The following is a 22,669-nucleotide window of genomic DNA, read 5'->3' as shown; positions in this document are numbered from 1 at the left end:
GACAACAGCACCGGGTTACCCCGGCACTGTTGCTGTATGGATTAACAGGAGTGTAATCAAAATACGCCGATTTTGCACCTGTTCCGTATTAGCGCGTCTTAATAACCAGACGATTACTCTGTTTGACTTCTTCCATTACCACGTAAGTACGGGTGTCATTGACGCCAGGCAGACGCAGCAGGGTTTCCCCCAGCAGCTTACGGTAAGCTGACATGTCCGGCACACGTGTTTTCAACAGGTAGTCGAAATCGCCAGACACCAAATGACACTCTTGAATTTCTTCAAGTTTTTGTACTGCGGCGTTGAATTGTTCAAACACATCCGGAGCGCCACGATTCAGAGTAATCTCAACAAATACCAGAAGTGATGCATCCAGATAATGCGGGTTTAACAGCGCTGTATAGCCCTGAATGAAACCCTGTCTTTCCAGACGACGCACACGCTCAAGGCAGGGCGTCGGGGAAAGTCCCACTCGTTTAGAAAGCTCGACGTTAGAAATACGCCCATCCTTTTGCAGCTCATTAAGAATGTTACGATCAATACGGTCGAGATCTTTGCCAGGGCGCTTCTTGCTATCTACCATTATTATTGTCTCTCTGTATTCCTTCCCTACTCCTGCCTGACTCATCAAACATCATTGTCGAGAGTCGATGCCCATCACAATAGACCGAACCCAAGAGGATTAGCGGCGCGCAATGCCTGGGTCTATAGTGAGAAGACCGTTGCCTGACGGCAGCTATCGACATCACGAATGGCGTCTGTCCACACCATGCGTAGATTTCGCTAGCCCGGTAAACATGGTATTTATATGCATGATTATGCGGCACACACACAACACTGTTTTTTTCTTCCTCGAATGTTTTCGCAAAACAGCAGGTGATTGTCAAAGCAAAACATCGATTTTTAGTACAACATGCCAGTTATTCATTAGGCGTTAAGATGATTCATCATTTTATCACCTTATAACTGAGGGATTTTAAGTAGAATTCGTTATGGCGTGACGGCAGATTTGTTCACTCATTGGCCTCGTCTATTCCACAAATTGTTAACAAAATCGCTATACCCTTTTTTTACGCCGTCAAATTCCCTACAATCCAGCCCATTGCCTGCCAACAACAATGAGGATCTCATGGGCACGACCAAACACAGTAAACTGCTTATCCTGGGTTCCGGCCCGGCGGGATATACCGCAGCGGTCTATGCTGCGCGCGCAAACCTGCAGCCGGTACTGATTACCGGTATGGAAAAAGGCGGCCAACTGACCACCACCACAGAAGTGGAAAACTGGCCGGGCGATCCGAATGATCTGACCGGACCACTGCTGATGGAACGTATGCACGAGCATGCGACTAAGTTTGAAACCGAGATCATCTTCGATCACATCAATAAAGTGGACCTGCAAAACCGTCCGTTCCGTCTGATCGGTGACAGTGCAGAGTACACCTGTGATGCGCTAATCATCGCTACCGGTGCGTCCGCTCGTTATCTCGGTCTGCCGTCAGAAGAGGCATTCAAAGGCCGTGGCGTTTCTGCCTGCGCTACCTGCGACGGTTTTTTCTATCGTAACCAGAAAGTCGCGGTTATCGGTGGCGGTAACACAGCCGTCGAAGAAGCGCTGTATCTGGCAAACATCGCCTCTGAAGTTCACCTGATTCACCGTCGTGACGGCTTCCGCGCGGAAAAAATTCTGATTAAGCGTCTGATGGACAAAGTGGAGAACGGCAACATCGTGTTGCACACCCACCGCACGCTGGAAGAAGTGACCGGCGATCAGATGGGCGTCACGGGTCTGCGCCTGCGTGATACGCAGAATGCGGACAACATTGAGTCGCTGGATGTCGCAGGGCTGTTTGTTGCCATCGGCCACAGCCCGAACACGGCGATTTTCGAAGGACAGCTTGAACTGGAAAACGGCTACATTAAAGTGCAGTCCGGGAGTCACGGTAACGCGACCCAGACCAGCATCCCGGGCGTCTTTGCTGCGGGCGACGTGATGGACCACATTTACCGTCAGGCTATCACCTCCGCAGGCACCGGTTGTATGGCTGCGCTGGATGCTGAACGCTACCTCGACGGTTTAGCCGACGCGTGCAAATAGTTTTTACAAATCAGCAACAAAAGTAAATAAGGCGACTATAGGTCGCCTTTATTTTTGCCCCGTTGTAACATTGCCCTGGCAAAAAATTCTGATAACTCACCTGCAAAGCGCGCAATGAATAAAACTCGTCAACAAGAGCTAACCCGCTGGTTAAAACAGCAAAGTGTCATTTCCCAACGCTGGCTTATGATTTCCCGTCTGCTGGGGTTTGTGAGTGGCGTACTGATTGTCGCTCAGGCCTGGATCATGGCTCGCATTCTGCAACATATGATCATGGAAAATATCCCGCGCGAGGCGTTGCTGTTGCCATTTGTCGTGCTGGTGCTGATCTTTATCCTCCGTGCCTGGGTCGTCTGGTTACGCGAACGCGTCGGATTCCATGCGGGCCAACACATCCGGTTTGAGATCCGCCGCCAGGTGCTCGACCGCCTGCAACAGGCCGGTCCGGCGTGGATCCAGGGAAAACCCGCAGGAAGCTGGGCCACGCTGGTGCTGGAACAGATTGACGATATGCACGACTACTACGCTCGTTATCTGCCGCAGATGGCGCTGGCGGTGTGTGTGCCCATCCTGATTGTCGCGGCTATTTTTCCGTCAAACTGGGCCGCCGCGTTGATCCTTCTCGGCACCGCGCCGCTGATCCCTCTGTTCATGGCGATGGTCGGTATGGGCGCTGCTGATGCTAACCGGCGTAATTTCCTCGCACTGGCGCGTCTGAGCGGACATTTCCTCGATCGCTTACGCGGAATGGAGACCCTGCGCATTTTTGGCCGTGGTGAAGCTGAAACCGAAAGCATTCGCGTCGCCTCGCAAGATTTCCGCCAGCGTACGATGGAAGTCTTGCGCCTTGCCTTTTTATCCTCGGGCGTACTGGAGTTTTTTACCTCGCTTTCCATTGCGCTGGTCGCGGTTTACTTTGGTTTTTCCTACCTCGGCGAACTTAATTTCGGCCACTACGGCACGGGCGTCACGCTGGCAGCAGGCTTCCTCGCCCTTATTCTGGCCCCTGAGTTTTTCCAGCCGCTGCGCGATTTGGGGACGTTTTATCACGCTAAAGCACAGGCGGTTGGCGCGGCAGACAGCCTGAAGACTTTTATGGAAACGCCGCTCGCCCATCCTGAACAAGGTGATGTGGAACTATCCACGCAAGAACCTGTTTCCATTGACGCCGTCGATCTCATCATTACATCGCCAGAAGGTAAGACCCTGGCGGGACCACTGAACTTCTCCCTCGCTGCCGGGCAGCGTGTCGTGCTGGTCGGTCGCAGCGGTTCGGGTAAGAGTTCTCTGCTGAATGGGCTTTCCGGCTTCCTCTCTTATCAGGGATCGCTGCGCATTAACGGGGTGGAACTTCGCGATTTGTCGCCAGAGTCCTGGCGTAAGCATCTCTCCTGGGTGGGGCAAAACCCGCAGTTGCCCGCGGCGACGATACGGGAAAACGTTCTTCTGGCTCGCCCGAATGCCAGTGAGCAAGAGTTGCGTGCCGCGCTCGACAGCGCCTGGGTCAGTGAATTCCTGCCGCTGTTACCACAGGGCGTGAATACGCCCGTTGGCGATCAGGCCGGACGTCTGTCCGTTGGTCAGGCGCAACGCGTGGCAGTAGCTCGTGCGCTCCTTAATCCCTGCAAGTTGCTGCTGCTGGATGAGCCGGCTGCCAGCCTGGATGCCCATAGCGAACAGCGGGTCATGCAGGCGCTGAAAGCCGCCTCAAAACGCCAGACCACCCTGATGGTCACGCACCAGCTTGAAGATCTGGCTGACTGGGACACGATTTGGGTGATGCAGGACGGACAGATTATCGAACAGGGCTCCTGGGCCGAACTGAGTACCGCCAATGGCGCATTTGCGACGCTGTTGGCCCATCGTCAGGAGGAAATCTAATGCGCGCGCTACTGCCTTATCTGACGCTCTATAAACGTCACAAATGGATGTTAACGCTGGGCATCGTGCTGGCGATCATCACCCTGCTCGCCAGCATTGGCCTGCTGACGCTGTCCGGCTGGTTCCTCTCTGCGTCAGCCGTCGCGGGCTTTGCCGGTATCTACAGTTTTAACTATATGCTGCCTGCCGCAGGCGTGCGCGGTGCGGCTATTACCCGGACTGCCGGACGCTATTTTGAGCGGCTGGTCAGCCATGATGCCACCTTCCGCGTGCTGCAACATTTACGTATTCACACCTTTAGCAAGCTGCTGCCGCTCTCCCCTGCCGGGCTGGCTCGTTATCGTCAGGGTGAACTGTTGAACCGCATTGTGGCGGATGTGGATACGCTGGATCACCTCTACCTGCGCATCATCTCCCCCCTGGTGGGAGCCTTCGTGGTGATTATGGTTGTGACGATCGGTCTGAGCGTGCTGGATGTCACCCTCGCCTGCACCCTCGGCGGCGTGATGCTGCTGACGCTGTTTATTATGCCGCCGGTGTTTTATCGCGCCGGGAAAACCACCGGACAAAACCTGACGCACCTGCGCGGACAGTATCGCCAGCAGTTGACCTCATGGTTACAGGGTCAGGCTGAACTGACCATTTTCGGCGCCAGCGACCGCTACCGCGCACAGATGGAGGCCACCGAGTTACAGTGGCACGAAGCGCAGCGCCGCCAGTCTGAACTGACGGCACTGTCACAGGCGCTGATGTTGCTCATCGGTGCCATTGCCATTTTGCTGATGTTGTGGATGTCGGCAGGCGGCGTAGGGGATAACGCTCAGCCTGGCGCGCTGATTGCCCTGTTTGTCTTTTGCGCGCTGGCAGCATTTGAAGCGCTGGCTCCGGTTACCGGCGCATTCCAGCATCTGGGACAGGTCATCGCCTCCGCCATGCGGATCACCGAACTGACCGAACAGAAGCCGGAAGTCACTTTCCCGACTGACGTATCCGACGTCCCGGATCAGGTCACTCTGACGCTGCGTGACGTTTCATTCAGCTACCCCGAACAGGCGCAAAAGGCGCTGGATTCGCTCTCCCTGCAGGTGAATCCAGGCGAGCATATCGCCATTCTTGGGCGCACCGGGTGCGGTAAATCGACATTACTCCAACTGCTCACGCGCGCGTGGGATCCGCAGCAGGGCGAGATCCTGCTCAACGGTTGTTCGATTGCAACCCTGAATGAAGCGACGCTGCGCAAGACCATCAGCGTTGTGCCGCAGCGCGTGCACTTATTCAGCGCCACCCTGCGCGACAACCTGCTGCTTGCGGCGCCTGACGCCAGTGACGACCAGCTGACAGACACGCTGCGCCGCGTCGGGCTGGAGAAACTCCTGGACGATGCTGGCCTCAACAGTTGGCTGGGCGAAGGCGGTCGTCAGCTATCCGGTGGCGAACTGCGTCGTTTGGCGATCGCCCGTGCGCTTTTGCACGATGCGCCGCTGATGCTGCTTGATGAACCGACGGAAGGCCTGGATGCGACGACCGAAAGCCAAATGCTTGAATTGCTGGCAGAGGTGATGCGCGATAAAACGTTACTGATGGTGACGCATCGCCTGCGCGGGCTCGCGCGTTTTGATCAAATAATAGTGATGGACAACGGCCAAATTATTGAGCAAGGTAATCACGCAGATCTGTTAGCGCAGCAGGGTCGTTATTACCAGTTTAAGCAAGGTCTGTAAGCTATTATTGAACGATCCGACTCGCGTACTGGAGTTCTGCTGTCATGCGCCTGGTTCAGCTTTCCCGACACTCTATCGCCTTCCCTTCGCCGGAGGGCGCTTTACGCGAGCCAAACGGCCTGCTGGCGCTTGGAGGCGATCTCAGCCCTGCGCGCCTGCTGATGGCCTATCAACGCGGTATTTTTCCGTGGTTTTCGCCTGGCGACCCTATTCTTTGGTGGTCACCGGATCCCCGCGCCATTCTGTGGCCTGACGCGTTTCATGTCAGCCGCAGCATGAAGCGCTTTCATAAGCGTTCTCCGTATCGCGTCACACTGAATTATGCGTTTGGCCAGGTCATCGAAGGGTGCGCCAACGATCGCGATGAAGGGACATGGATCACCCAGGGCGTGGTGGAGGCCTATCATCGACTGCACGAACTGGGACATGCGCATTCCATTGAGGTCTGGCGTGAAAATACGCTGGTTGGCGGGATGTATGGCGTTTCCCAGGGGGCGCTGTTTTGCGGCGAATCGATGTTCAGCCGACAAGAGAATGCGTCAAAAACCGCACTGCTGGTTTTTTGCGCAGAATTTGTTCGGCAAGGCGGTAAATTAATGGATTGTCAGGTGCTCAATAGTCATACCGAATCGTTAGGCGCGGTCGAAATTCCGCGTCGGGTGTATCTGGAACACCTCGATGCATTACGCCAGCAACGTTTACCTCGCGATTTTTGGGTCCCTCGCACGTTATTTTTGCCCCAGGGGTGAATGTTTTCGGCACATTTTTTATCAGGGTGTTATAATTGCGGTCGCAGAGTTGGTTTAGCCCATTACCCCGCTGCCGTTAAGGATCCGTTCGCGTCAGGTAACGCCATCGTTTATCTCATCGCTCCCTTATACGTTGCGCTTCACGTGCGGCTTTGTCGTGTGTTTTTGAAGCGAATCGGAGTAATGCGCCAAATTTTGTTTGCTGCGTTTTAAACGTGCAAATCTTTACTTATTAAAAGAACTTCGGCATTATCTTGCCGGTTCAAATTACGGTAGTGATACCCCAGAGGATTAGATGGCCAAAGAAGACAATATTGAAATGCAGGGTACCGTTCTCGAAACGTTACCTAATACCATGTTCCGCGTAGAGTTAGAAAACGGTCACGTGGTTACTGCACACATCTCCGGTAAAATGCGTAAAAACTACATCCGCATCCTGACGGGCGACAAAGTGACTGTTGAGCTGACCCCGTACGACCTGAGCAAAGGCCGCATTGTCTTCCGTAGTCGCTGATTGTTTTCACGCCCGAATGGCGTCCAGATGATAAAAGGTCGGTTAAGCCGGCCTTTTTTGTTGCATGAAAATCCCCTACTCCTCCGCCATTCGCGCATACTCATCCGTCAGAAAATCCACCAGCGCTCTGACCGATGGCAGTAATCCCCTGCGTGAAGGGAAAACCGCGTGAATGACCTCTCTTCGTGGTTCCCAACCTTCCAGTAACGCAACCAGTTCCCCCGCCGCAAGCTGTTCTTTCGCCATTAAGATGGGAAGTTGCACGGCACCGACGCCGGCGATGGCCGCCTCGCGCAATGCCAGCATGTCGGTCGTGATAAATCGCGGGGTAAAGTGCACTTCCGCTCTGGCCCCTTGTGGACCATACAGTTCCCAGCGATGAATATGTTTGCCTGCCGAGAGACTCAGTCCGGGCCAACAGCTTAATTCCGACGGCGCCGTAGGGGTACCCATGCGTGCGATCAGCGCCGGGCTGGCAAACAACCGATGGGCGCGGTCGGCAAGCACCCGCATCACCAGATCGCTGTCCTCAATCGGGCGCGGACGCACTCTGATCGCAATATCAACGCCTTCCCCTACTACATCAACGCGACGGTTCGTGGCTTCGAGTTGCAACGTTACGTCGGGGTAACGCGCCATAAATTTCGCCAGCATTGGCCCCACGTGGACATGAAGCAGCGTCACCGGACACGTTAGCTTCACCACGCCCCGAGGCTCAACCTGCAATGCGGCAATCGCATCCTGCGCTGCCTGTGCTTCTACCAGCATGGCTTTACAGTGCTCATAGAACGTTTGTCCCACTTCCGTGACGTTAAACTGCCGTGTCGTCCGCTGGATGAGCCGCACCCCCAGTTGCTCTTCCAGTTGTGCAATGCGCCGGCTGAGCTTTGATTTCGGTTCATCGAGTGCACGACCTGCAGCAGCAAACCCGCCCTGCTCCACGACATGAACAAACCACGCAAAATCATTGAGATCTGGCTTTACCATTTATTGTTCCATTTTCAGAACGATGAAATCCATTTTAGCCACTACTCACCTCGCTGTCATGAATATAAGCTTATTCATAACGTAACAAGCCATTGAGGAGAGAATGATGAAAAAGGTTACAGGCGTCTATACCGCACCTCGTCCGCACTGGGTTGGCGATGGATTTCCGGTTCGTTCACTGTTTTCGTACCAGTCCCACGCAGAACAGTTGAGCCCATTTTTGCTGCTTGACTATGCCGGTCCCCATACCTTCGCGCCGGGAACGGAAAAGCGCGGCGTGGGTGAACATCCCCACCGTGGTTTTGAAACGGTGACAATTGTATACCGCGGTGAGGTTGAGCATCGCGACTCAACCGGTCGAGGCGGCATTATCGGCCCCGGCGACGTGCAATGGATGACCGCGGGTGCGGGCATTCTGCATGAAGAATTTCACTCTGAAGCCTTCACCCACAAGGGAGGAGAACTGGAGATGGTGCAACTGTGGGTGAACCTGCCAGCAAAAGACAAAATGACGGCGCCGGGTTATCAGAGCATCACCCAGGATTACATCCCAACCGTTGAGCTGCCGGACAATGCCGGGACAGCGCGAATTATTGCCGGTCAGTATCAGCAGACGACCGGTCCGGCACACACGTTCTCGCCGCTGAACGTCTGGGATATGCGGTTACAACAGGCGCGCCCGGTGACGCTTTCGCAGCCTGAAGGGTGGAGTACCGCGCTGGTCGTCCTGAAAGGCTCAATCACGGTAAATGGATCGACAACAGCAAGCGAGGCGCAACTGGTGGTATTAAGCCAGCAAGGGGACGCACTGCATCTGGAAGCCACCCACGATGCCAGCGTGTTGTTACTGTCGGGGGAGCCGCTGAATGAACCGATCGTCGGCTACGGTCCGTTTGTCATGAATACCAGACAAGAAATCGCAGAAGCCGTTCGCGATTTTAACGCGAGCCGCTTTGGTCAACTCTGAGCGTGAGAAGGTCGTGAAGAGCCGCGAAAAGTGGATTCACAACGCTAAATCGCTTCCCCGACGGCTTACGTTGGGGAAGATGTACAATGCGTAACCAAACGAGAAGTAAAGCGTAAATACTGCTTGACCGTTTTAGTGCAACTCCCTATAGTAGCGCCCCGTTGCCCCCCAAGTGGTCAGGCAGCAATACAATATGGTGAGGTGTCCGAGTGGCTGAAGGAGCACGCCTGGAAAGTGTGTATACGGCAACGTATCGGGGGTTCGAATCCCCCCCTCACCGCCATATTTCAGAAAAGAGCCGGTACTTATGTATCGGCTCTTTTCTTTTATGTTCCCCAATAGGGGGGATGAGAATCCCCGACCGGGGGTCGACAACGGGCACAGCCCGTTGGACGGAATGGCCGCAGGCCATGACGCCCGCAGGGCGAGCGAAGCGAGTCAATCCCCCCCTCACCGCCATATTTCAGAAAAGAGCCGGTACTTATGTATCGGCTCTTTTCTTTTATGTTCCCCAATAGGGGGGATGAGAATCCCCGACCGGGGGTCGACAACGGGCACAGCCCGTTGGACGGAATGGCCGCAGGCCATGACGCCCGCAGGGCGAGCGAAGCGAGTCAATCCCCCCCTCACCGCCATATTCGAGAATGAGCGCGTACGCAAGTACGGGCTTTTTTTTGCATAAAAAAAACCGGGCACACGGCCCGGTCTATCAACCAGTTATAGAGAGGTGAGATTAATGCGCGGCTTCCGGTTTGTGCTTCTGGGCACTCTGGAAACCATAGGTCAGCTCATTTTTCTCTTTATCCAGTGCCACGGTCACCTGCCCGCCATCCACCAGAGAACCAAACAGCAACTCGTTCGCCAATGGTTTTTTCAGGTTATCCTGAATCACGCGCGCCATTGGACGTGCGCCCATTGCCCGGTCGTAGCCTTTCTCAGCCAGCCAGTTACGCGCTTCCTGGCTGACTTCCAGGGAGACACCTTTCTGATCCAGTTGAACCTGCAGCTCGACGATGAACTTATCGACAACCTGGTGGATCACCTCAGTAGACAGGTGCTCGAACCAGATAATATTGTCGAGACGGTTACGGAACTCCGGCGTGAACACTTTCTTGATTTCGCTCATCGCGTCAGTGCTGTTGTCCTGATGAATCAGGCCAATCGATTTACGCTCCGTTTCACGGACACCGGCGTTAGTCGTCATCACCAGCACCACGTTGCGGAAATCGGCTTTACGCCCGTTGTTATCCGTCAGCGTGCCGTTGTCCATCACCTGCAGCAGCAGGTTAAAGACATCCGGGTGCGCTTTTTCGATTTCATCGAGCAGCAGTACCGCATGAGGATGCTTGATGACCGCATCCGTCAGCAAACCGCCCTGATCGAAACCAACGTATCCCGGAGGCGCGCCAATCAGGCGGCTGACCGTATGACGTTCCATATACTCGGACATGTCAAAACGCAGCAATTCAATTCCCAGCGCTTTAGAAAGCTGCACTGTTACCTCGGTTTTCCCGACCCCGGTCGGACCGGCAAACAGGAAGGAACCGACAGGCTTATGCTCGTGTCCCAGGCCCGCACGGCTCATCTTGATGGCTTCGGTCAGCGCCTCAATGGCTTTATCCTGCCCAAAGACCAGCATTTTCAGACGGTCGCCAAGGTTTTTCAGCGTATCACGATCGCTTTGCGACACGCTCTTCTCCGGGATACGCGCAATACGCGCCACAACGGACTCGATATCCGCCACGTTGACGGTTTTCTTACGCTTGCTGACCGGCATCAGGCGCGCACGCGCACCCGCTTCATCAATGACGTCAATCGCTTTATCCGGCAGATGACGGTCGTTGATGTATTTCACCGCCAGTTCAACCGCCGCACGTACCGCTTTCGCGGTGTAACGGACATCATGGTGCGCTTCATACTTCGGTTTCAGGCCATTGATGATCTGTACGGTCTCTTCTACCGACGGTTCAGTAATATCAATTTTCTGGAAGCGACGGGCTAACGCACGGTCTTTCTCGAAAATATTGCTGAACTCCTGATAGGTTGTGGAGCCGATCACGCGGATCTTACCGCCGGAAAGCAGCGGTTTAATCAGGTTTGCCGCATCCACCTGACCACCCGACGCCGCACCGGCCCCGATGATAGTGTGGATCTCGTCGATAAACAGAATGCTGTTGCTATCCTGCTCCAGCTGTTTCAGCAGCGCTTTAAAGCGTTTTTCAAAGTCACCGCGGTATTTGGTGCCCGCCAGCAGCGAACCGATATCCAGCGAGTAGATGGTGCAATCGGCCATCACTTCCGGCACGTCGCCCTGCACGATACGCCAGGCCAGGCCTTCGGCTATCGCCGTCTTCCCGACGCCAGATTCCCCCACCAGCAGCGGGTTATTTTTACGCCGACGGCACAGTACCTGAATGGCGCGCTCCAGTTCTTTGTCACGGCCGATCAGCGGGTCAATACCGCCAACCCGGGCAAGCTGGTTAAGGTTAGTCGTGAAGTTCTCCATACGTTCCTCCCCGCCAGCTTGCTCGTCGGTATTGGGCTGACTGCCAGGATCAGACGACTGACTCGGCTCATCTTTGCGCGTACCGTGAGAAATAAAGTTGACCACATCAAGACGGCTGACCTCATGTTTACGCAGCAGGTAAGCAGCCTGAGATTCCTGTTCGCTAAAGATGGCGACCAGCACGTTCGCGCCAGTCACTTCACTGCGCCCGGAGGACTGAACGTGGAAGACCGCACGTTGCAGTACGCGCTGAAAGCTCAGCGTCGGCTGCGTGTCGCGTTCTTCTTCGCTGGCAGGCAATACGGGTGTGGTTTGTTCAATGAAGGCTTCGAGTTCCTGACGGAGCGCCACGAGGTCCACGGAACACGCTTCCAGCGCTTCGCGGGCCGATGGGTTACTGAGCAGCGCCAGTAACAAGTGCTCGACGGTCATAAACTCATGACGGTGCTCGCGCGCTCTGGCGAAAGCCATATTTAAACTGAGTTCCAGTTCTTGATTGAGCATAGGCACCTCCCCCCAATTTTTATGCCTGCATTCAGGCTTTTTCCAGCGTACACAGCAACGGGTGCTCGTTCTCCCTCGCATACGTGTTCACCATCGCCACTTTGGTCTCCGCGACCTCTGCGGTGAAAACGCCGCAGATGGCTTTACCGTGATAGTGAACCGCAAGCATCAGTTGCGTTGCACGTTCTACATCATAAGAAAAGAATTTTTGTAACACGTCAATAACAAACTCCATCGGAGTGTAATCATCATTGACTAATATCACTTTATACATAGATGGCGGTTTTAGCGCGTCACGCACTTTATCAGCCGCCAGCTGGTCGAAATCCAGCCAGTCGTTCGTCTTACCCATTGTCAGTCGTCATCTTCAGTTACGGTTACCGGCAGAACAGTCTGCCGCTGACAAGAGCGGATGTGCACAATCAATCTACCTCAATTAATAGATAACTATCATCTATCACTGGCATCCGCGACATCTGTCACATTCCCGCCAATAGCGTTAACTGCTTCAAATTTTTGATTCATTTTTACCCACCGACCCCCGTCAGACGCTTGACGCCCCGCCTGATTTCTCTAAATTGTAATTTCGAGAGTTGGCGAGGTTTTGAACAACCCCCACTCCACCACCGGTTCATTCCATCTTACTTATATAAGATTTACGAAGGATGTCGAAGCATGGAAACGGGTACTGTTAAGTGGTTCAACAATGCCAAAGGGTTTGGGTTCATCTGCCCTGAAGGCGGCGGCGAAGATATTTTCGCTCACTATTCCACCATTCAGATGGATGGTTACAGAACGCTAAAAGCCGGACAGTCTGTCCAGTTTGATGTTCACCAGGGGCCAAAAGGCAATCACGCCAGTGTCATCGTGCCTATCGAAGCAGAAGCTGTTGCATAGCTCTTCTGTCTCATTGTGTACATCCCGCAGGTAAAATGCCAGCCCGATCGGCTGGCATTTTTATTTCCCGGGACGTTACTCTCGCGCTAACGCATCGACCGGATCCAGTCGCGCCGCGTTGCGCGCCGGTAACCAGCCAAACAGGACGCCAGTAAAGGTAGAGCACAAAAATGCCGTCAGCAGCGCGACCGGCGAGAAACCAATCTCCCAACCGGGCAGAAACAGTTGCAGCGTGAAGGCAATCAGCATCGACAGGCTGATACCCAGCGCGCCACCCACCAGACAAACCAGCACCGCTTCAATCAGAAACTGCTGCAGCACATCACTGGCGCGCGCGCCAACCGCCATCCGGATGCCGATCTCCCGCGTACGCTCTGTGACCGACACCAGCATAATGTTCATCACGCCGATCCCGCCAACTACCAGCGAAATCACCGCCACCAGCGTCAGGAATAACTGAAGAGTACGTGTGGTCTTTTCGGCGGTTTTCAAGACACCGTCCATATTCCAGGTGAAGAAATCCTTTTTGCCATGACGCAGCGTCAGCAGTCGGGTGAGTTGCTGTTCGGCCTGTGCGCTGTCGAAGCCTTCCTTCACTCGTACGGTGATCGAGTTCAGCCACGACTGCCCCATAACGCGCCCGGACATCGTGCTGTATGGTAACCAGACGCGCAGGATTTTGCTGCTGCCAAACATCGACTGCTTCTCTTCCGCCACGCCAATGACCGTCGCAGGCATGTTGCCCACGAGGATCACCTCGCCCACCACGTTCGCCTTATGCGGGAACAACTGACGTCGGGTGTTGCTGTCGAGCACCACCACCTGCGCACGGCCGTTAAGCTGTTCGCGGTTGAACGTTGTCCCTTCGCTGAACGTCATGCCATAAACGTTAAAATAGTCGCCGCTGACCCCGTTCGCGCTGGCGGCGACGTCGATATTGCCATAGCGTAAGCGCAGGTTCTGCGACACGGCGGGCGTCGCAGAAGTCACCCAGGGTTGTTTTTGGATCGCCGCAAGATCGTCGTATTTCAGCGCCTGCTGATATTGTGGATCGTCGTCGCCAAAATCTTTGCCGGGGTAGATATCAATGGTGTTGGTCCCGATGGCGCGGATGTCCGCCAGCACCAGCTGTTTCGCTGCGTCGCCAACCACCACAATCGACACCACCGACGCGATACCGATGATGATCCCGAGCATCGTCAGCAGCGTGCGCATTTTGTTGGCCGCCATCGCCAGCCACGCCATTGTCAGCGCCTCGCGAAACCCGCTGACAAACTGGCTCCAGCCGGACGCCGTTTTCACCGTCGGTTCCTGAATGCCCTGCCCCTGCGCGGCGTGCTTTGCGGGCGGATTGAGCACAATTTCGCCGTCATGGATCTCAATCACCCGCTCTGCCTGGGCGGCAACCTGGGGGTCGTGGGTGACGATAATGACCGTATGCCCGCGATCGCGCAGCTGGTGCAGAATTGCCATCACCTCTTCACCGGAACGGCTGTCGAGCGCACCGGTGGGTTCATCGGCGAGGATCACCTGTCCGCCGTTCATCAGCGCGCGGGCAATACTCACGCGCTGCTGCTGACCGCCGGAAAGCTGCGAGGGTTGATAATCAACGCGATCGCCCAGACCAAGCCGCTGGAGCAGCTCCTGCGCGCGCGCCAGACGCTGTTTCCTTTCCGTACCGGCGTAAACGGCGGGGACTTCGACGTTTTGCGCTGCCGTCAGATGTGACAGCAAATGGTAGCGCTGGAAAATAAAACCGAAATGCTCCCGACGCAGTTGCGCCAGCGCATCGCGGTCCAGCGTTGAGACATCACGTCCCGCGACCCGGTAGGTGCCGCTGGTGGGTTTATCGAGACATCCCAGAATGTTCATCAGCGTGGATTTGCCGGAGCCAGACGCCCCGACGATCGCGACCATCTCCCCGGCATTGATCTGTAGCGTGATGCCTTTCAGCACCTCCACCTGCTCTTCTCCCGAGGGATAACTGCGGCGAATATTGCTCAGTTCAAGCAATGCCGTCATTGCGCGACTCCTGGTTTGCCCTCGCCCGTCACCACTTCATCACCGGCTTCCAGCCCTTTTACAATCTCCACGTCGGTGTCATTGCGCGCGCCAATTGACACTTCGCGTTCACGAGTTTCACCGTTACGCAACAGGGTCACCTTGTAGCGATTATCCCCGACCGGATCGCCCAGCGCGGAAAGCGGGATCGTCAGAACGTTTTTCACATCCGTTAGCTGAATATGGACCTGTGCGGTCATCTCCAGGCGCAGAATACCTTTGGGGTTGGGCACTTCAAATCGGGCGTAATAGAAAATGGCATCATTCACTTTTTCCGGCGTCGGCAGCACATCTTTCAGCGTCCCTTCGTAGCGGGTCTGCGGATCGCCCAGCACGGTGAACCAGGCTTTCTGCCCCGGTTTAAGGTGAATCACATCAGCTTCAGAAACCTGTGCTTTCACCAACATCGTACTCATGTCCGCCAGTGTCAGAATGTTCGGCGCCTGCTGCGCGGCAATCACCGTCTGCCCCTGTAGGGTGGTGATCTGCGTGACTTCACCGGCCATCGGCGCAACGATGCGGGTGTAGTCGAGGTTGGTCTTCGCGGTATCCAGAGATGCCTGATTGCGTTTGATCTGCGCATCAATGGTGCCGATTTGTGCCTGTTTCACCGCCATCTCCGTCGCGGCGGTGTCCAGATCCTGTTGCGACACAGCCTGAGTTTTTGCCAGCTGTTGCTGGCGGGCGAGCGTCACCCGCGCCAGCTTCCACTCGGCTTCAGCCTGCTGGCGTTGAGCGCGAAGCTCCATCAGCGTCGCTTCCACCTCTTTGATCTGGTTTTCCGCCTGTTCGGGGTCGATAACGCCCAGCAACTGGTCTTTCTTCACCTTATCGCCAATCGCTACCGACAGCGTTTTGAGCTGACCACTCACCTGCGCGCCCACGTCAACTTTACGTAAGGCGTCGAGTTTGCCGGTTGCCAGTACACTCTGCTGCAAATCTCCCGGCCGCACAATCAGCGTCTGATAATTTGGCACCGGCGCATTAAGCGTCCGCCAAAGGGCAAATGCCCCCAGGATGAGAATGAAAATAAGCAACAGATAGCGCTTTTTAATTTTATTTCCCTTAATACCCATAGCGATCCTGATGGTAAGTTTTCAGCTGAAATTCAACAGTATCTAAACAAACCGCAAGCGAAAAGGATAGCGCTCGAGGCATTGATGATTGGTTAAGATTCAGCGTGTTTCAATTTCCACAATCATCGCATTGCGGATTATGATCATGTCACAGATTACTGATAATACCTTTTACACTTCAGACGTTGCGTCTCCTTTACAATTATTTATGCGCCTGACAAGGGGTCAATTACTGCCGGGTAAATTCTGGCGGAAGGCCAGCTTTCGCCGTAAGTTTTTAATTCGCTCGTTACTGATGCCAAGGGCTACCCGTCAGTTGCTGGAAAACCTGACCCAATGGCCTGAGCTGAATACGCTGCTGGCCCGACAACCCCGGTTGCCAATTCGTCTGCATCGCCCGTATATGGCGGTGAATATTAAGCGCGAAACCGCGCTGACCGCGCTCTGTAGTCATTATGACCTGCTGCGTCAGTTATTCAGCCGCGAACAACTGGCCCGTTATTTAAGCCAGAACGGTCTAAATCTGGCAAAATTTGAGGCCAAAGACGGTGCGTCATTCCAGCTTGATTTAGTCAGCCTGGTCTCACTGGATAAAGAAGGTGAAAGTACCGTCGTGATCCGCGACGAGCAGATGCGTATTCTGGCAGAAATTACCTTCACATTCTGCACGCTAAACGGAAAACGCACCCTGTTTATTGGCGGCTTGCAGGGCGCGGCAAATGATGTTCCACATGAGGTCATTCAGCAGGCCACGAAAGCCTGTTACGGCCTGTTCCCCAAAAGAGTGGTAATGGAAGCGCTGTGTCAGTTCGCACACATCGCCAGGGCGGAGCAGATTCTGGCGGTCAGCAACGAGGTGCATGTTTATCGCAGTTGGCGCTATATGGACAAAAAAACGCAAATGCATGCCGACTACGACGCCTTCTGGGCGTCCCTGGGCGGTGAAAAAACGCAAGGAGATTACTTCTCGCTACCGCTGACCATTGCGCGAAAAAGCGAGGCGGATATCGCCAGCAAAAAACGGGCTGAATACCGCCGCCGCTATGCGCTGCTCGACAGCGTTGTCACGCAGGTTCCGCAGTGCTTACAGGGTTAGTCCGCTCTGCCGCGCGCCAACCACAGCACCCGGGAGAACATTTTTCTCAGCAGCGTCGGCACCGCATCCACACCTCGCCGCCCGGCTTCCATCGCCACTTCGATGGCTAAGTCGGGCTTCGATGAGCGATGGATCGCCTTCGAAATGATTTTGCGCATATTCATTGGCACATTTTCCGGGATTTGCGCCACCCGGTGAAAAACATCGGCAAACCCCTGCCGGTACATAAAGTGTTCCATATCCAGCGCTGGCAGCGTCGTCAGGTGTTCGCGCTCCTCTTCCCGGTCGTTATTCAGCAGGCTGCGCACCGTGGCGGCATATTTTTTCCCGGCTTCATCACCATCCACCAGCACGTGCCACTCAATGCCCATCCGCCGGGCAAATTTCACCAGCGGTTTAAGACCGGACTGCGCGAATTCGATCACCTTAATCCCTTCGGCATCAAAGTGATGACCGCACTGACGGGCCAGTTCGTTAATCACCCAGGTTTCTGTTTCCCCTTCCACCAGCAGCCAGCAGCGGGCAAACAGCGAGGAAGCACGGTTAAAGCGAATGTGGAACGCAATGCGTCGACCATCCTCTGCGCTCAGCCCCCCCGGTCCCAGACGCCAGGCCGCCACACGCGAGGATTCACGCACCAGACGGCAGACATGTTCCACCGGGGTCAGCGAGAGCAACTCGCCCGAGTTGGTGGTGGTGATACGCTGAAGCGGTAGCAGATTCAGCAACTGCCACGCCACTGACAGCATGATGGGATGCAGACGCGTTTCCGGATCTTCTACCAACAGCAGTGGTCTGGCGTCTTTATGCAACCTGACCGTGCCCTTCGCCTGCAACAGCGTGGAGAACAGCCCCAACAGAATCACCCGGTGAGTACGTCCTCCCGGTTTGTCGATCATCCGGTTGATAATATCGAGATAGCGCCAGCTTCGCTGTTCGTTGGTGGAGCGTCGGCGCATTAAGCGGTGGCGGGACTGCGAAGTGCCCTGCTCGGTAAAATAGTGCTCGAGCAGTTGCACCATCGCCGAAAGCCCCTGCCGAATCTGTCCGTCGGTGAGATTCTGCGGACGCATCGCCAGTTCGCGGGCGAGAAAATCCAGTTGGCGGGCGGTGACTTCGACATCAGCAACCTCCGGCACCGTGCCGTTACGAATACGGCGCATAAACCGCGCATCGCGTAAACGCAGCACCGGCATCAGGCGCACCAGATGCCGCGCCTGTTCGTTGATATCGTCTACCGCCAGCGGATGCCCGTCACCGTCGAGAAAACTGCGCAGCGTCATCACGCTGCCATCCTCGCCACATTCGCCTTCAAGTCGATAAAAGATGCGTTGAAAACCATCGTGACACGGTGCCCAGCACGCCTCGAGCGGCCGATAGCGGCGAACCCGGTAGCGCCCAGGCTGAGATTCACGAAACGTCAGTACGATATGCAGATGATGTTCGCGGCCTTTCATATCACCAGGAGGAAACCAGAAATCATCGCGGTCAAAATGATACAACTCAGATTCGGGTGACAGCAGGAGTGTTAACGCATCCAGTAAACTTGATTTACCCCAGGCGTTCTCACCGATCAGGACGTTATTCTGCTCGAGCATCAACGACAGTCGATTGATACCGCGAAATCCCACTATCTCAACGCGTTCGAGAATCATGTATCCTCCAGAAAATCTTCACTTTCCCTTTACTCTCCTCGCAGTATAACCGCAAAACCCGGCGCGGGACGTGACAGGCATATTATTACGCAGGCTAACTGTCTGAAGGATGAACGATTTATTCTTTACTCTTTCATTCGTAATACAGAAACGCACGTTTTGCAGGATGCAAAAAATAAATCCGTTTTTGACAATCCATTTTCACAGGACTTTGCACTACACTTCCCTTAAGAGAAATCTATGGAAGGAATGACGCCGCATTGCCCTAAATCAAACTAACGGGTTTTATTTGACTAGAGAACGGATGACGATCGTTTTTAAAATAGCGAGCTATTTATTTGTCGTCATTCAGGCAGACAATAAATATTGATTGCCACTATTTTTTTGTGGTTATTTTTTACATTGAGGTGGATATGTTGAGAAAATTAGCAGCCGAATGTTTTGGTACATTTTGGCTTGTTTTTGGTGGCTGCGGCAGCGCCGTTCTGGCAGCAGCGTTTCCGGAATTAGGTATTGGTTTTGCGGGTGTTGCCCTGGCCTTCGGCCTGACCGTATTAACCATGGCCTTTGCTGTTGGCCATATTTCCGGCGGGCATTTTAATCCGGCGGTGACATTAGGCTTATGGGCTGGCGGCCGTTTCCCGGCAAAAGAGGTTATTGGCTACATTATTGCCCAGGTAGTCGGCGGTATTATTGCAGCGGCAGTCCTGTATTTAATTGCCAGCGGTAAAGCCGGTTTTGATGCAACCGCCAGCGGTTTCGCCTCCAACGGTTATGGCGAGCACTCTCCGGGTGGCTACTCCATGCTGTCCGCGATTATTATCGAAATCGTGCTGACTGCCGGCTTCTTGCTGGTGATTCACGGCGCAACGGACAAACACGCACCGGCAGGTTTTGCGCCGATCGCTATCGGTCTGGCATTAACCCTTATCCACTTGATCAGCATTCCGGTGACCAATACGTCTGTGAACCCGGCGCGGAGTACCGCGGTCGCTATCTTCCAGGGCGGTTGGGCGTTAGAACAACTGTGGTTATTCTGGGTGATGCCAATTATTGGCGGGATTCTCGGCGGTCTTATTTACCGTACGCTGCTCGAAAAACGCGATTAATGTCAGAACACCCGACGGCGCATACCCGTCGGGTCAAACGCGCTTCAGCCGGACCTTGTCCGGCTTTTATTTTGCATCTTTACTGAACCCGCGTAATTGGGTAGTGTCATGGCGCTGTCTCGCTAATTCAAAGGACCCGGCTGTTCATGTTTTCAGGACTTCTCATCATTCTGCTTCCGCTGATAGCAGGTTATCTCATTCCGCTTCGGCACACCGCGGCATTAAAACTGATCAATCGACTATTGAGCTGGATGGTTTATCTGATTCTCTTTTTTATGGGGATCAGCCTGGCCTTTCTGGATAATCTGGCGAGCAATCTGCTGGCGATATTTCACTATTCCGCCGTTAGCATTACCGTTATTTTGCTGTGTAATATTGCCGCATTACTGTGGCTGGAACGCGCATTACCCTGGCGACATCATCATCAACAAGAGAAACTGCCCTCCCGTATCGCGATGGCGCTTGAGTCACTGAAACTGTGCGGCGTGGTGGTGGTTGGCTTTTTGCTGGGGTTGAGCGCGCTGCCCATTTTGCAACATGCCACAGAAGCAAGCGAATATACGCTGATCCTGCTGCTGTTGTTGGTTGGCATCCAGTTACGCAATAGCGGGATGACGTTAAGGCAGATTGTCCTGAACCGGCGAGGCATGATTGTGGCGGTCGTGGTCGTCGCCAGCTCCATGATTGGCGGCCTGATTAACGCGTTGATTCTCGGTCTGCCAGTGAAAACTGCGCTGGCGATGGCGTCGGGTTTTGGCTGGTACTCCCTTTCTGGTATTTTGCTGACCGAATCCTACGGTCCGGTGATCGGCAGCGCCGCGTTCTTTAACGATCTGGCGCGCGAACTGCTCGCGATTATGCTGATCCCGGGTCTGGTACGCCGCAGTCGTTCTACTGCACTGGGACTGTGTGGTGCCACGTCGATGGACTTTACCCTGCCGGTGTTACAGCGTACCGGTGGGCTGGAGATGGTTCCAGCGGCGATTGTTCACGGCTTTGTCCTCAGTTTGCTGGTGCCCATTTTGATGGCTTTTTTCTCCGCTTAACGCCCTCTTTGGCGGTAGGCCACTGCCGCCAAAATTGCGCTAAATCAATCTCCCTGTAAGTTGTATCAGAAATCCCTTTTATCCCTCTGCGCACAGGCATAATCTTAAACATGTATATCAAATATAACTTTTAAGGTGTGACCATGTTTTGTGTGCAATGTGAACAAACCATCCGTACTCCGGCAGGAAACGGCTGCTCTTACGCGCAGGGTATGTGCGGTAAAACGGCTGAAACCTCTGATCTGCAGGATCTGCTGATCGCCTCCCTACAAGGTCTGTCTGCATGGGCGGCTAAAGCTCGTGAATATGGCATCATTAATCATGACGTTGATAACTTTGCCCCGCGTGCTTTCTTCTCCACGCTGACCAACGTTAACTTCGATTCTCCACGTATCGTCGGCTATGCACGCGACGCTATCGCGATGCGTGAAGCGCTAAAAGCCCAATGCCTGAGCGTTGACGCCAATGCGCACTGCGACAACCCAATGGCTGACCTGCAACTGGTTAGTGACGATCTGGGCGACCTGCAGCGTCAGGCCGCCGAATTTACCCCGAACAAAGACAAAGCCGCGATTGGCGAGAACATTCTCGGCCTGCGTCTGTTGTGCCTGTACGGCCTGAAAGGGGCGGCGGCCTATATGGAGCACGCGCACGTTCTCGGGAAGTACGACAACGATATCTACGCGCAGTACCATAAAATCATGGCGTGGCTGGGTACCTGGCCTTCCGATATGAACGCTCTGCTGGAGTGCTCAATGGAAATCGGCCAGATGAACTTCAAAGTGATGAGCATTCTGGATGCCGGTGAAACCACTAAATACGGCCACCCGACGCCGACCCAGGTTAACGTGAAAGCGACCGAAGGGAAGTGCATCCTGATCTCAGGTCATGACCTGAAAGATCTGTATAACCTGCTGGAACAAACCGAAGGTACTGGCGTTAACGTCTACACCCACGGTGAAATGCTGCCCGCGCACGGTTATCCGGAACTGCGTAAATTCAAACATCTGATTGGTAACTACGGTAGCGGCTGGCAGAACCAGCAGGTCGAATTCGCCCGCTTCCCTGGCCCTATCGTGATGACCTCTAACTGCATCATCGACCCGACCGTTGGCAGTTACGACGATCGTATCTGGACTCGCAGCATCGTCGGTTGGCCGGGTGTGAGCCACCTGGAAGGCGATGACTTCGGTCCGGTTATCGCGCAGGCCCAGCAAATGGCAGGCTTCCCGTACAGCGAAATTCCACACCTGATCACCGTCGGTTTCGGTCGTCAGACCCTGCTGGGCGCGGCGGACACCCTGATCGATCTGGTGAGCCGTGAAAAACTGCGTCACATCTTCCTGGTTGGCGGCTGTGACGGCGCGCGCGGCGAACGTAACTACTTCACCGATTTCGCCACCAGCGTACCGGATGATTGCCTGATCCTGACCCTGGCCTGCGGTAAATATCGCTTCAACAAGCTGGAGTTCGGCGATATCGAAGGCCTGCCGCGTCTGGTTGATGCCGGTCAGTGTAACGATGCGTACTCCGCTATCATTCTGGCAGTGACGCTGGCAGAGAAACTGGGCTGTGGCGTAAACGACCTGCCGCTGTCGCTGGTACTCTCCTGGTTTGAACAGAAAGCGATTGTCATTCTGCTGACCCTGCTGTCTCTCGGTGTGAAAAACATCGTTACTGGCCCGACGGCGCCTGGTTTCTTCACGCCGGATCTGCTGGCGGTACTCAACGAGAAATTTGGTCTACGTTCCGTGACCACCGTTGAAGAAGACATGAAGCAGTTGCTGAGCGCGTAAGGAGTA

At 54.6% G+C, this 22,669-nt stretch carries 19 protein-coding genes, 1 tRNA gene and 1 pseudogene; 13 read left to right on the top strand and 8 right to left on the bottom strand.

From position 1 onward, the window contains the following. Positions 1 to 88: 88 nt before the first annotated feature. Positions 89 to 583, bottom strand: a complete 495-nt coding sequence (gene lrp, locus HVZ37_RS08055; RefSeq protein WP_000228469.1) for a leucine-responsive transcriptional regulator Lrp — start codon at positions 581 to 583, stop codon at positions 89 to 91. Positions 584 to 1,129: 546 nt separating this feature from the next. Between lrp and trxB the strand changes: the two genes are divergently transcribed. The 6 genes and pseudogenes from trxB (at position 1,130) to infA (ending at position 6,963) form a co-directional block, all read left to right on the top strand. Beyond that, positions 1,130 to 2,098 carry a thioredoxin-disulfide reductase gene (gene trxB, locus HVZ37_RS08050; RefSeq protein ID WP_043001206.1) on the top strand — a complete coding sequence of 323 codons (969 nt, stop codon included), beginning with the start codon at positions 1,130 to 1,132 and terminating at the stop codon, positions 2,096 to 2,098. A gap of 114 nt (positions 2,099 to 2,212) precedes the next feature. Next, complete coding sequence (cydD, locus tag HVZ37_RS08045; RefSeq protein WP_181628302.1) at positions 2,213 to 3,979, top strand: cysteine/glutathione ABC transporter permease/ATP-binding protein CydD; 1,767 nt, start codon at positions 2,213 to 2,215, stop codon at positions 3,977 to 3,979. Next, positions 3,979 to 5,700, top strand: coding sequence for a cysteine/glutathione ABC transporter ATP-binding protein/permease CydC (gene cydC / locus HVZ37_RS08040; protein WP_181628301.1), 1,722 nt, complete (start codon positions 3,979 to 3,981; stop codon positions 5,698 to 5,700). Before cydD ends, cydC begins: the two co-directional genes overlap by 1 nt. Positions 5,701 to 5,744: 44 nt before the next feature. Then, positions 5,745 to 6,449: a leucyl/phenylalanyl-tRNA--protein transferase gene (gene aat / locus HVZ37_RS08035; protein WP_044256350.1), complete on the top strand. Its 705-nt coding sequence runs from the start codon at positions 5,745 to 5,747 to the stop codon at positions 6,447 to 6,449. After that, a pseudogene (locus HVZ37_RS08030) lies at positions 6,450 to 6,817 on the top strand (hypothetical protein). It abuts the gene before it with no gap. Next, entirely contained in the window at positions 6,745 to 6,963 is a 219-nt protein-coding gene (gene infA / locus HVZ37_RS08025; protein WP_001040187.1) for a translation initiation factor IF-1, read from the top strand. Before HVZ37_RS08030 ends, infA begins: the two are co-directional and overlap by 73 nt. Before the next feature lie 75 nt (positions 6,964 to 7,038). Here infA and HVZ37_RS08020 read toward each other — a convergent pair whose 3' ends face one another. Next, the gene (locus HVZ37_RS08020) at positions 7,039 to 7,950 is read right to left on the bottom strand and encodes a LysR family transcriptional regulator (protein ID WP_043001210.1); all 912 of its coding nucleotides are present in this window, start codon (positions 7,948 to 7,950) and stop codon (positions 7,039 to 7,041) included. A 106-nt stretch (positions 7,951 to 8,056) separates the two neighbouring features. On the opposite strand from HVZ37_RS08020, the gene HVZ37_RS08015 reads away from it, so the two are divergent. Both HVZ37_RS08015 and HVZ37_RS08010 read left to right on the top strand, forming a co-directional pair. After that, on the top strand, positions 8,057 to 8,917 hold the full coding sequence (locus HVZ37_RS08015; RefSeq protein WP_181628300.1) for a pirin family protein: 861 nt from the start codon (positions 8,057 to 8,059) through the stop codon (positions 8,915 to 8,917). Between the two features lie 195 nt (positions 8,918 to 9,112). After that, positions 9,113 to 9,200, top strand: a tRNA-Ser gene (locus HVZ37_RS08010). A 450-nt stretch (positions 9,201 to 9,650) separates the two neighbouring features. On the opposite strand, the gene clpA is transcribed toward HVZ37_RS08010, so the two are convergent. The 3 genes from clpA to HVZ37_RS22990 form a co-directional block, all read right to left on the bottom strand. Beyond that, complete coding sequence (clpA, locus tag HVZ37_RS08005; RefSeq protein ID WP_043001212.1) at positions 9,651 to 11,927, bottom strand: ATP-dependent Clp protease ATP-binding subunit ClpA; 2,277 nt, start codon at positions 11,925 to 11,927, stop codon at positions 9,651 to 9,653. Between the two features lie 31 nt (positions 11,928 to 11,958). After that, entirely contained in the window at positions 11,959 to 12,279 is a 321-nt protein-coding gene (gene clpS, locus HVZ37_RS08000) for an ATP-dependent Clp protease adapter ClpS (RefSeq protein WP_042320277.1), read from the bottom strand. Positions 12,280 to 12,377: 98 nt separating this feature from the next. Further along, a complete protein-coding gene (locus tag HVZ37_RS22990; protein ID WP_212807582.1) occupies positions 12,378 to 12,452 on the bottom strand; it encodes a hypothetical protein in 75 nt (24 codons plus the stop codon). A 150-nt stretch (positions 12,453 to 12,602) separates the two neighbouring features. Here HVZ37_RS22990 and cspD point away from each other — a divergent pair, with 150 nt between their 5' ends. Further along, entirely contained in the window at positions 12,603 to 12,824 is a 222-nt protein-coding gene (gene cspD / locus HVZ37_RS07995; protein ID WP_042284847.1) for a cold shock-like protein CspD, read from the top strand. Positions 12,825 to 12,899: 75 nt separating this feature from the next. Here the strand turns inward: cspD and macB are convergent, their stop codons facing one another. Both macB and macA read right to left on the bottom strand, forming a co-directional pair. Continuing rightward, entirely contained in the window at positions 12,900 to 14,846 is a 1,947-nt protein-coding gene (gene macB / locus HVZ37_RS07990) for a macrolide ABC transporter ATP-binding protein/permease MacB (protein ID WP_181628299.1), read from the bottom strand. After that, complete coding sequence (macA, locus tag HVZ37_RS07985) at positions 14,843 to 15,955, bottom strand: macrolide transporter subunit MacA (RefSeq protein WP_102948068.1); 1,113 nt, start codon at positions 15,953 to 15,955, stop codon at positions 14,843 to 14,845. Before macA ends, macB begins: the two co-directional genes overlap by 4 nt. 151 nt (positions 15,956 to 16,106) lie before the next feature. Between macA and HVZ37_RS07980 the strand changes: the two genes are divergently transcribed. Beyond that, on the top strand, positions 16,107 to 17,057 hold the full coding sequence (locus HVZ37_RS07980) for a VirK/YbjX family protein (RefSeq protein WP_181628298.1): 951 nt from the start codon (positions 16,107 to 16,109) through the stop codon (positions 17,055 to 17,057). On the opposite strand, the gene HVZ37_RS07975 is transcribed toward HVZ37_RS07980, so the two are convergent. Beyond that, complete coding sequence (locus HVZ37_RS07975; protein ID WP_043001216.1) at positions 17,054 to 18,712, bottom strand: ATP-dependent endonuclease; 1,659 nt, start codon at positions 18,710 to 18,712, stop codon at positions 17,054 to 17,056. The genes HVZ37_RS07980 and HVZ37_RS07975 overlap by 4 nt on opposite strands. A gap of 413 nt (positions 18,713 to 19,125) precedes the next feature. On the opposite strand from HVZ37_RS07975, the gene aqpZ reads away from it, so the two are divergent. The 3 genes from aqpZ (at position 19,126) to hcp (ending at position 22,663) form a co-directional block, all read left to right on the top strand. Next, positions 19,126 to 19,821: an aquaporin Z gene (gene aqpZ, locus HVZ37_RS07970; RefSeq protein ID WP_044327096.1), complete on the top strand. Its 696-nt coding sequence runs from the start codon at positions 19,126 to 19,128 to the stop codon at positions 19,819 to 19,821. 146 nt (positions 19,822 to 19,967) lie between these two features. Further along, a complete protein-coding gene (locus tag HVZ37_RS07965; protein ID WP_090050837.1) occupies positions 19,968 to 20,867 on the top strand; it encodes a lysine exporter LysO family protein in 900 nt (299 codons plus the stop codon). Between the two features lie 143 nt (positions 20,868 to 21,010). Next, positions 21,011 to 22,663, top strand: coding sequence for a hydroxylamine reductase (gene hcp, locus HVZ37_RS07960; RefSeq protein WP_043001978.1), 1,653 nt, complete (start codon positions 21,011 to 21,013; stop codon positions 22,661 to 22,663). The last annotated feature ends 6 nt before the right edge of the window (positions 22,664 to 22,669 follow it).

It is taken from the genome of Citrobacter sp. RHB35-C17 (genome assembly GCF_013816795.1).
GTDB lineage: Bacteria > Pseudomonadota > Gammaproteobacteria > Enterobacterales > Enterobacteriaceae > Citrobacter_A > Citrobacter_A amalonaticus.
Note: the sequence above shows the minus strand (reverse complement) of the source record. Positions and strands in the feature narration are given on the sequence as shown.

What these genes read in the sequence shown, in the direction of transcription:
- lrp (WP_000228469.1), bottom strand. Translation starts at nt 583, where the DNA reads ATGGTAGATAGCAAGAAGCGCCCTGGCAAAGATCTCGACCGTATTGAT.
- trxB (WP_043001206.1), top strand. Translation starts at nt 1,130, where the DNA reads ATGGGCACGACCAAACACAGTAAACTGCTTATCCTGGGTTCCGGCCCG.
- cydD (WP_181628302.1), top strand. Translation starts at nt 2,213, where the DNA reads ATGAATAAAACTCGTCAACAAGAGCTAACCCGCTGGTTAAAACAGCAA.
- cydC (WP_181628301.1), top strand. Translation starts at nt 3,979, where the DNA reads ATGCGCGCGCTACTGCCTTATCTGACGCTCTATAAACGTCACAAATGG.
- aat (WP_044256350.1), top strand. Translation starts at nt 5,745, where the DNA reads ATGCGCCTGGTTCAGCTTTCCCGACACTCTATCGCCTTCCCTTCGCCG.
- infA (WP_001040187.1), top strand. Translation starts at nt 6,745, where the DNA reads ATGGCCAAAGAAGACAATATTGAAATGCAGGGTACCGTTCTCGAAACG.
- HVZ37_RS08020 (WP_043001210.1), bottom strand. Translation starts at nt 7,950, where the DNA reads ATGGTAAAGCCAGATCTCAATGATTTTGCGTGGTTTGTTCATGTCGTG.
- HVZ37_RS08015 (WP_181628300.1), top strand. Translation starts at nt 8,057, where the DNA reads ATGAAAAAGGTTACAGGCGTCTATACCGCACCTCGTCCGCACTGGGTT.
- clpA (WP_043001212.1), bottom strand. Translation starts at nt 11,927, where the DNA reads ATGCTCAATCAAGAACTGGAACTCAGTTTAAATATGGCTTTCGCCAGA.
- clpS (WP_042320277.1), bottom strand. Translation starts at nt 12,279, where the DNA reads ATGGGTAAGACGAACGACTGGCTGGATTTCGACCAGCTGGCGGCTGAT.
- cspD (WP_042284847.1), top strand. Translation starts at nt 12,603, where the DNA reads ATGGAAACGGGTACTGTTAAGTGGTTCAACAATGCCAAAGGGTTTGGG.
- macB (WP_181628299.1), bottom strand. Translation starts at nt 14,846, where the DNA reads ATGACGGCATTGCTTGAACTGAGCAATATTCGCCGCAGTTATCCCTCG.
- HVZ37_RS07980 (WP_181628298.1), top strand. Translation starts at nt 16,107, where the DNA reads ATGTCACAGATTACTGATAATACCTTTTACACTTCAGACGTTGCGTCT.
- HVZ37_RS07975 (WP_043001216.1), bottom strand. Translation starts at nt 18,712, where the DNA reads ATGATTCTCGAACGCGTTGAGATAGTGGGATTTCGCGGTATCAATCGA.
- aqpZ (WP_044327096.1), top strand. Translation starts at nt 19,126, where the DNA reads ATGTTGAGAAAATTAGCAGCCGAATGTTTTGGTACATTTTGGCTTGTT.
- HVZ37_RS07965 (WP_090050837.1), top strand. Translation starts at nt 19,968, where the DNA reads ATGTTTTCAGGACTTCTCATCATTCTGCTTCCGCTGATAGCAGGTTAT.
- hcp (WP_043001978.1), top strand. Translation starts at nt 21,011, where the DNA reads ATGTTTTGTGTGCAATGTGAACAAACCATCCGTACTCCGGCAGGAAAC.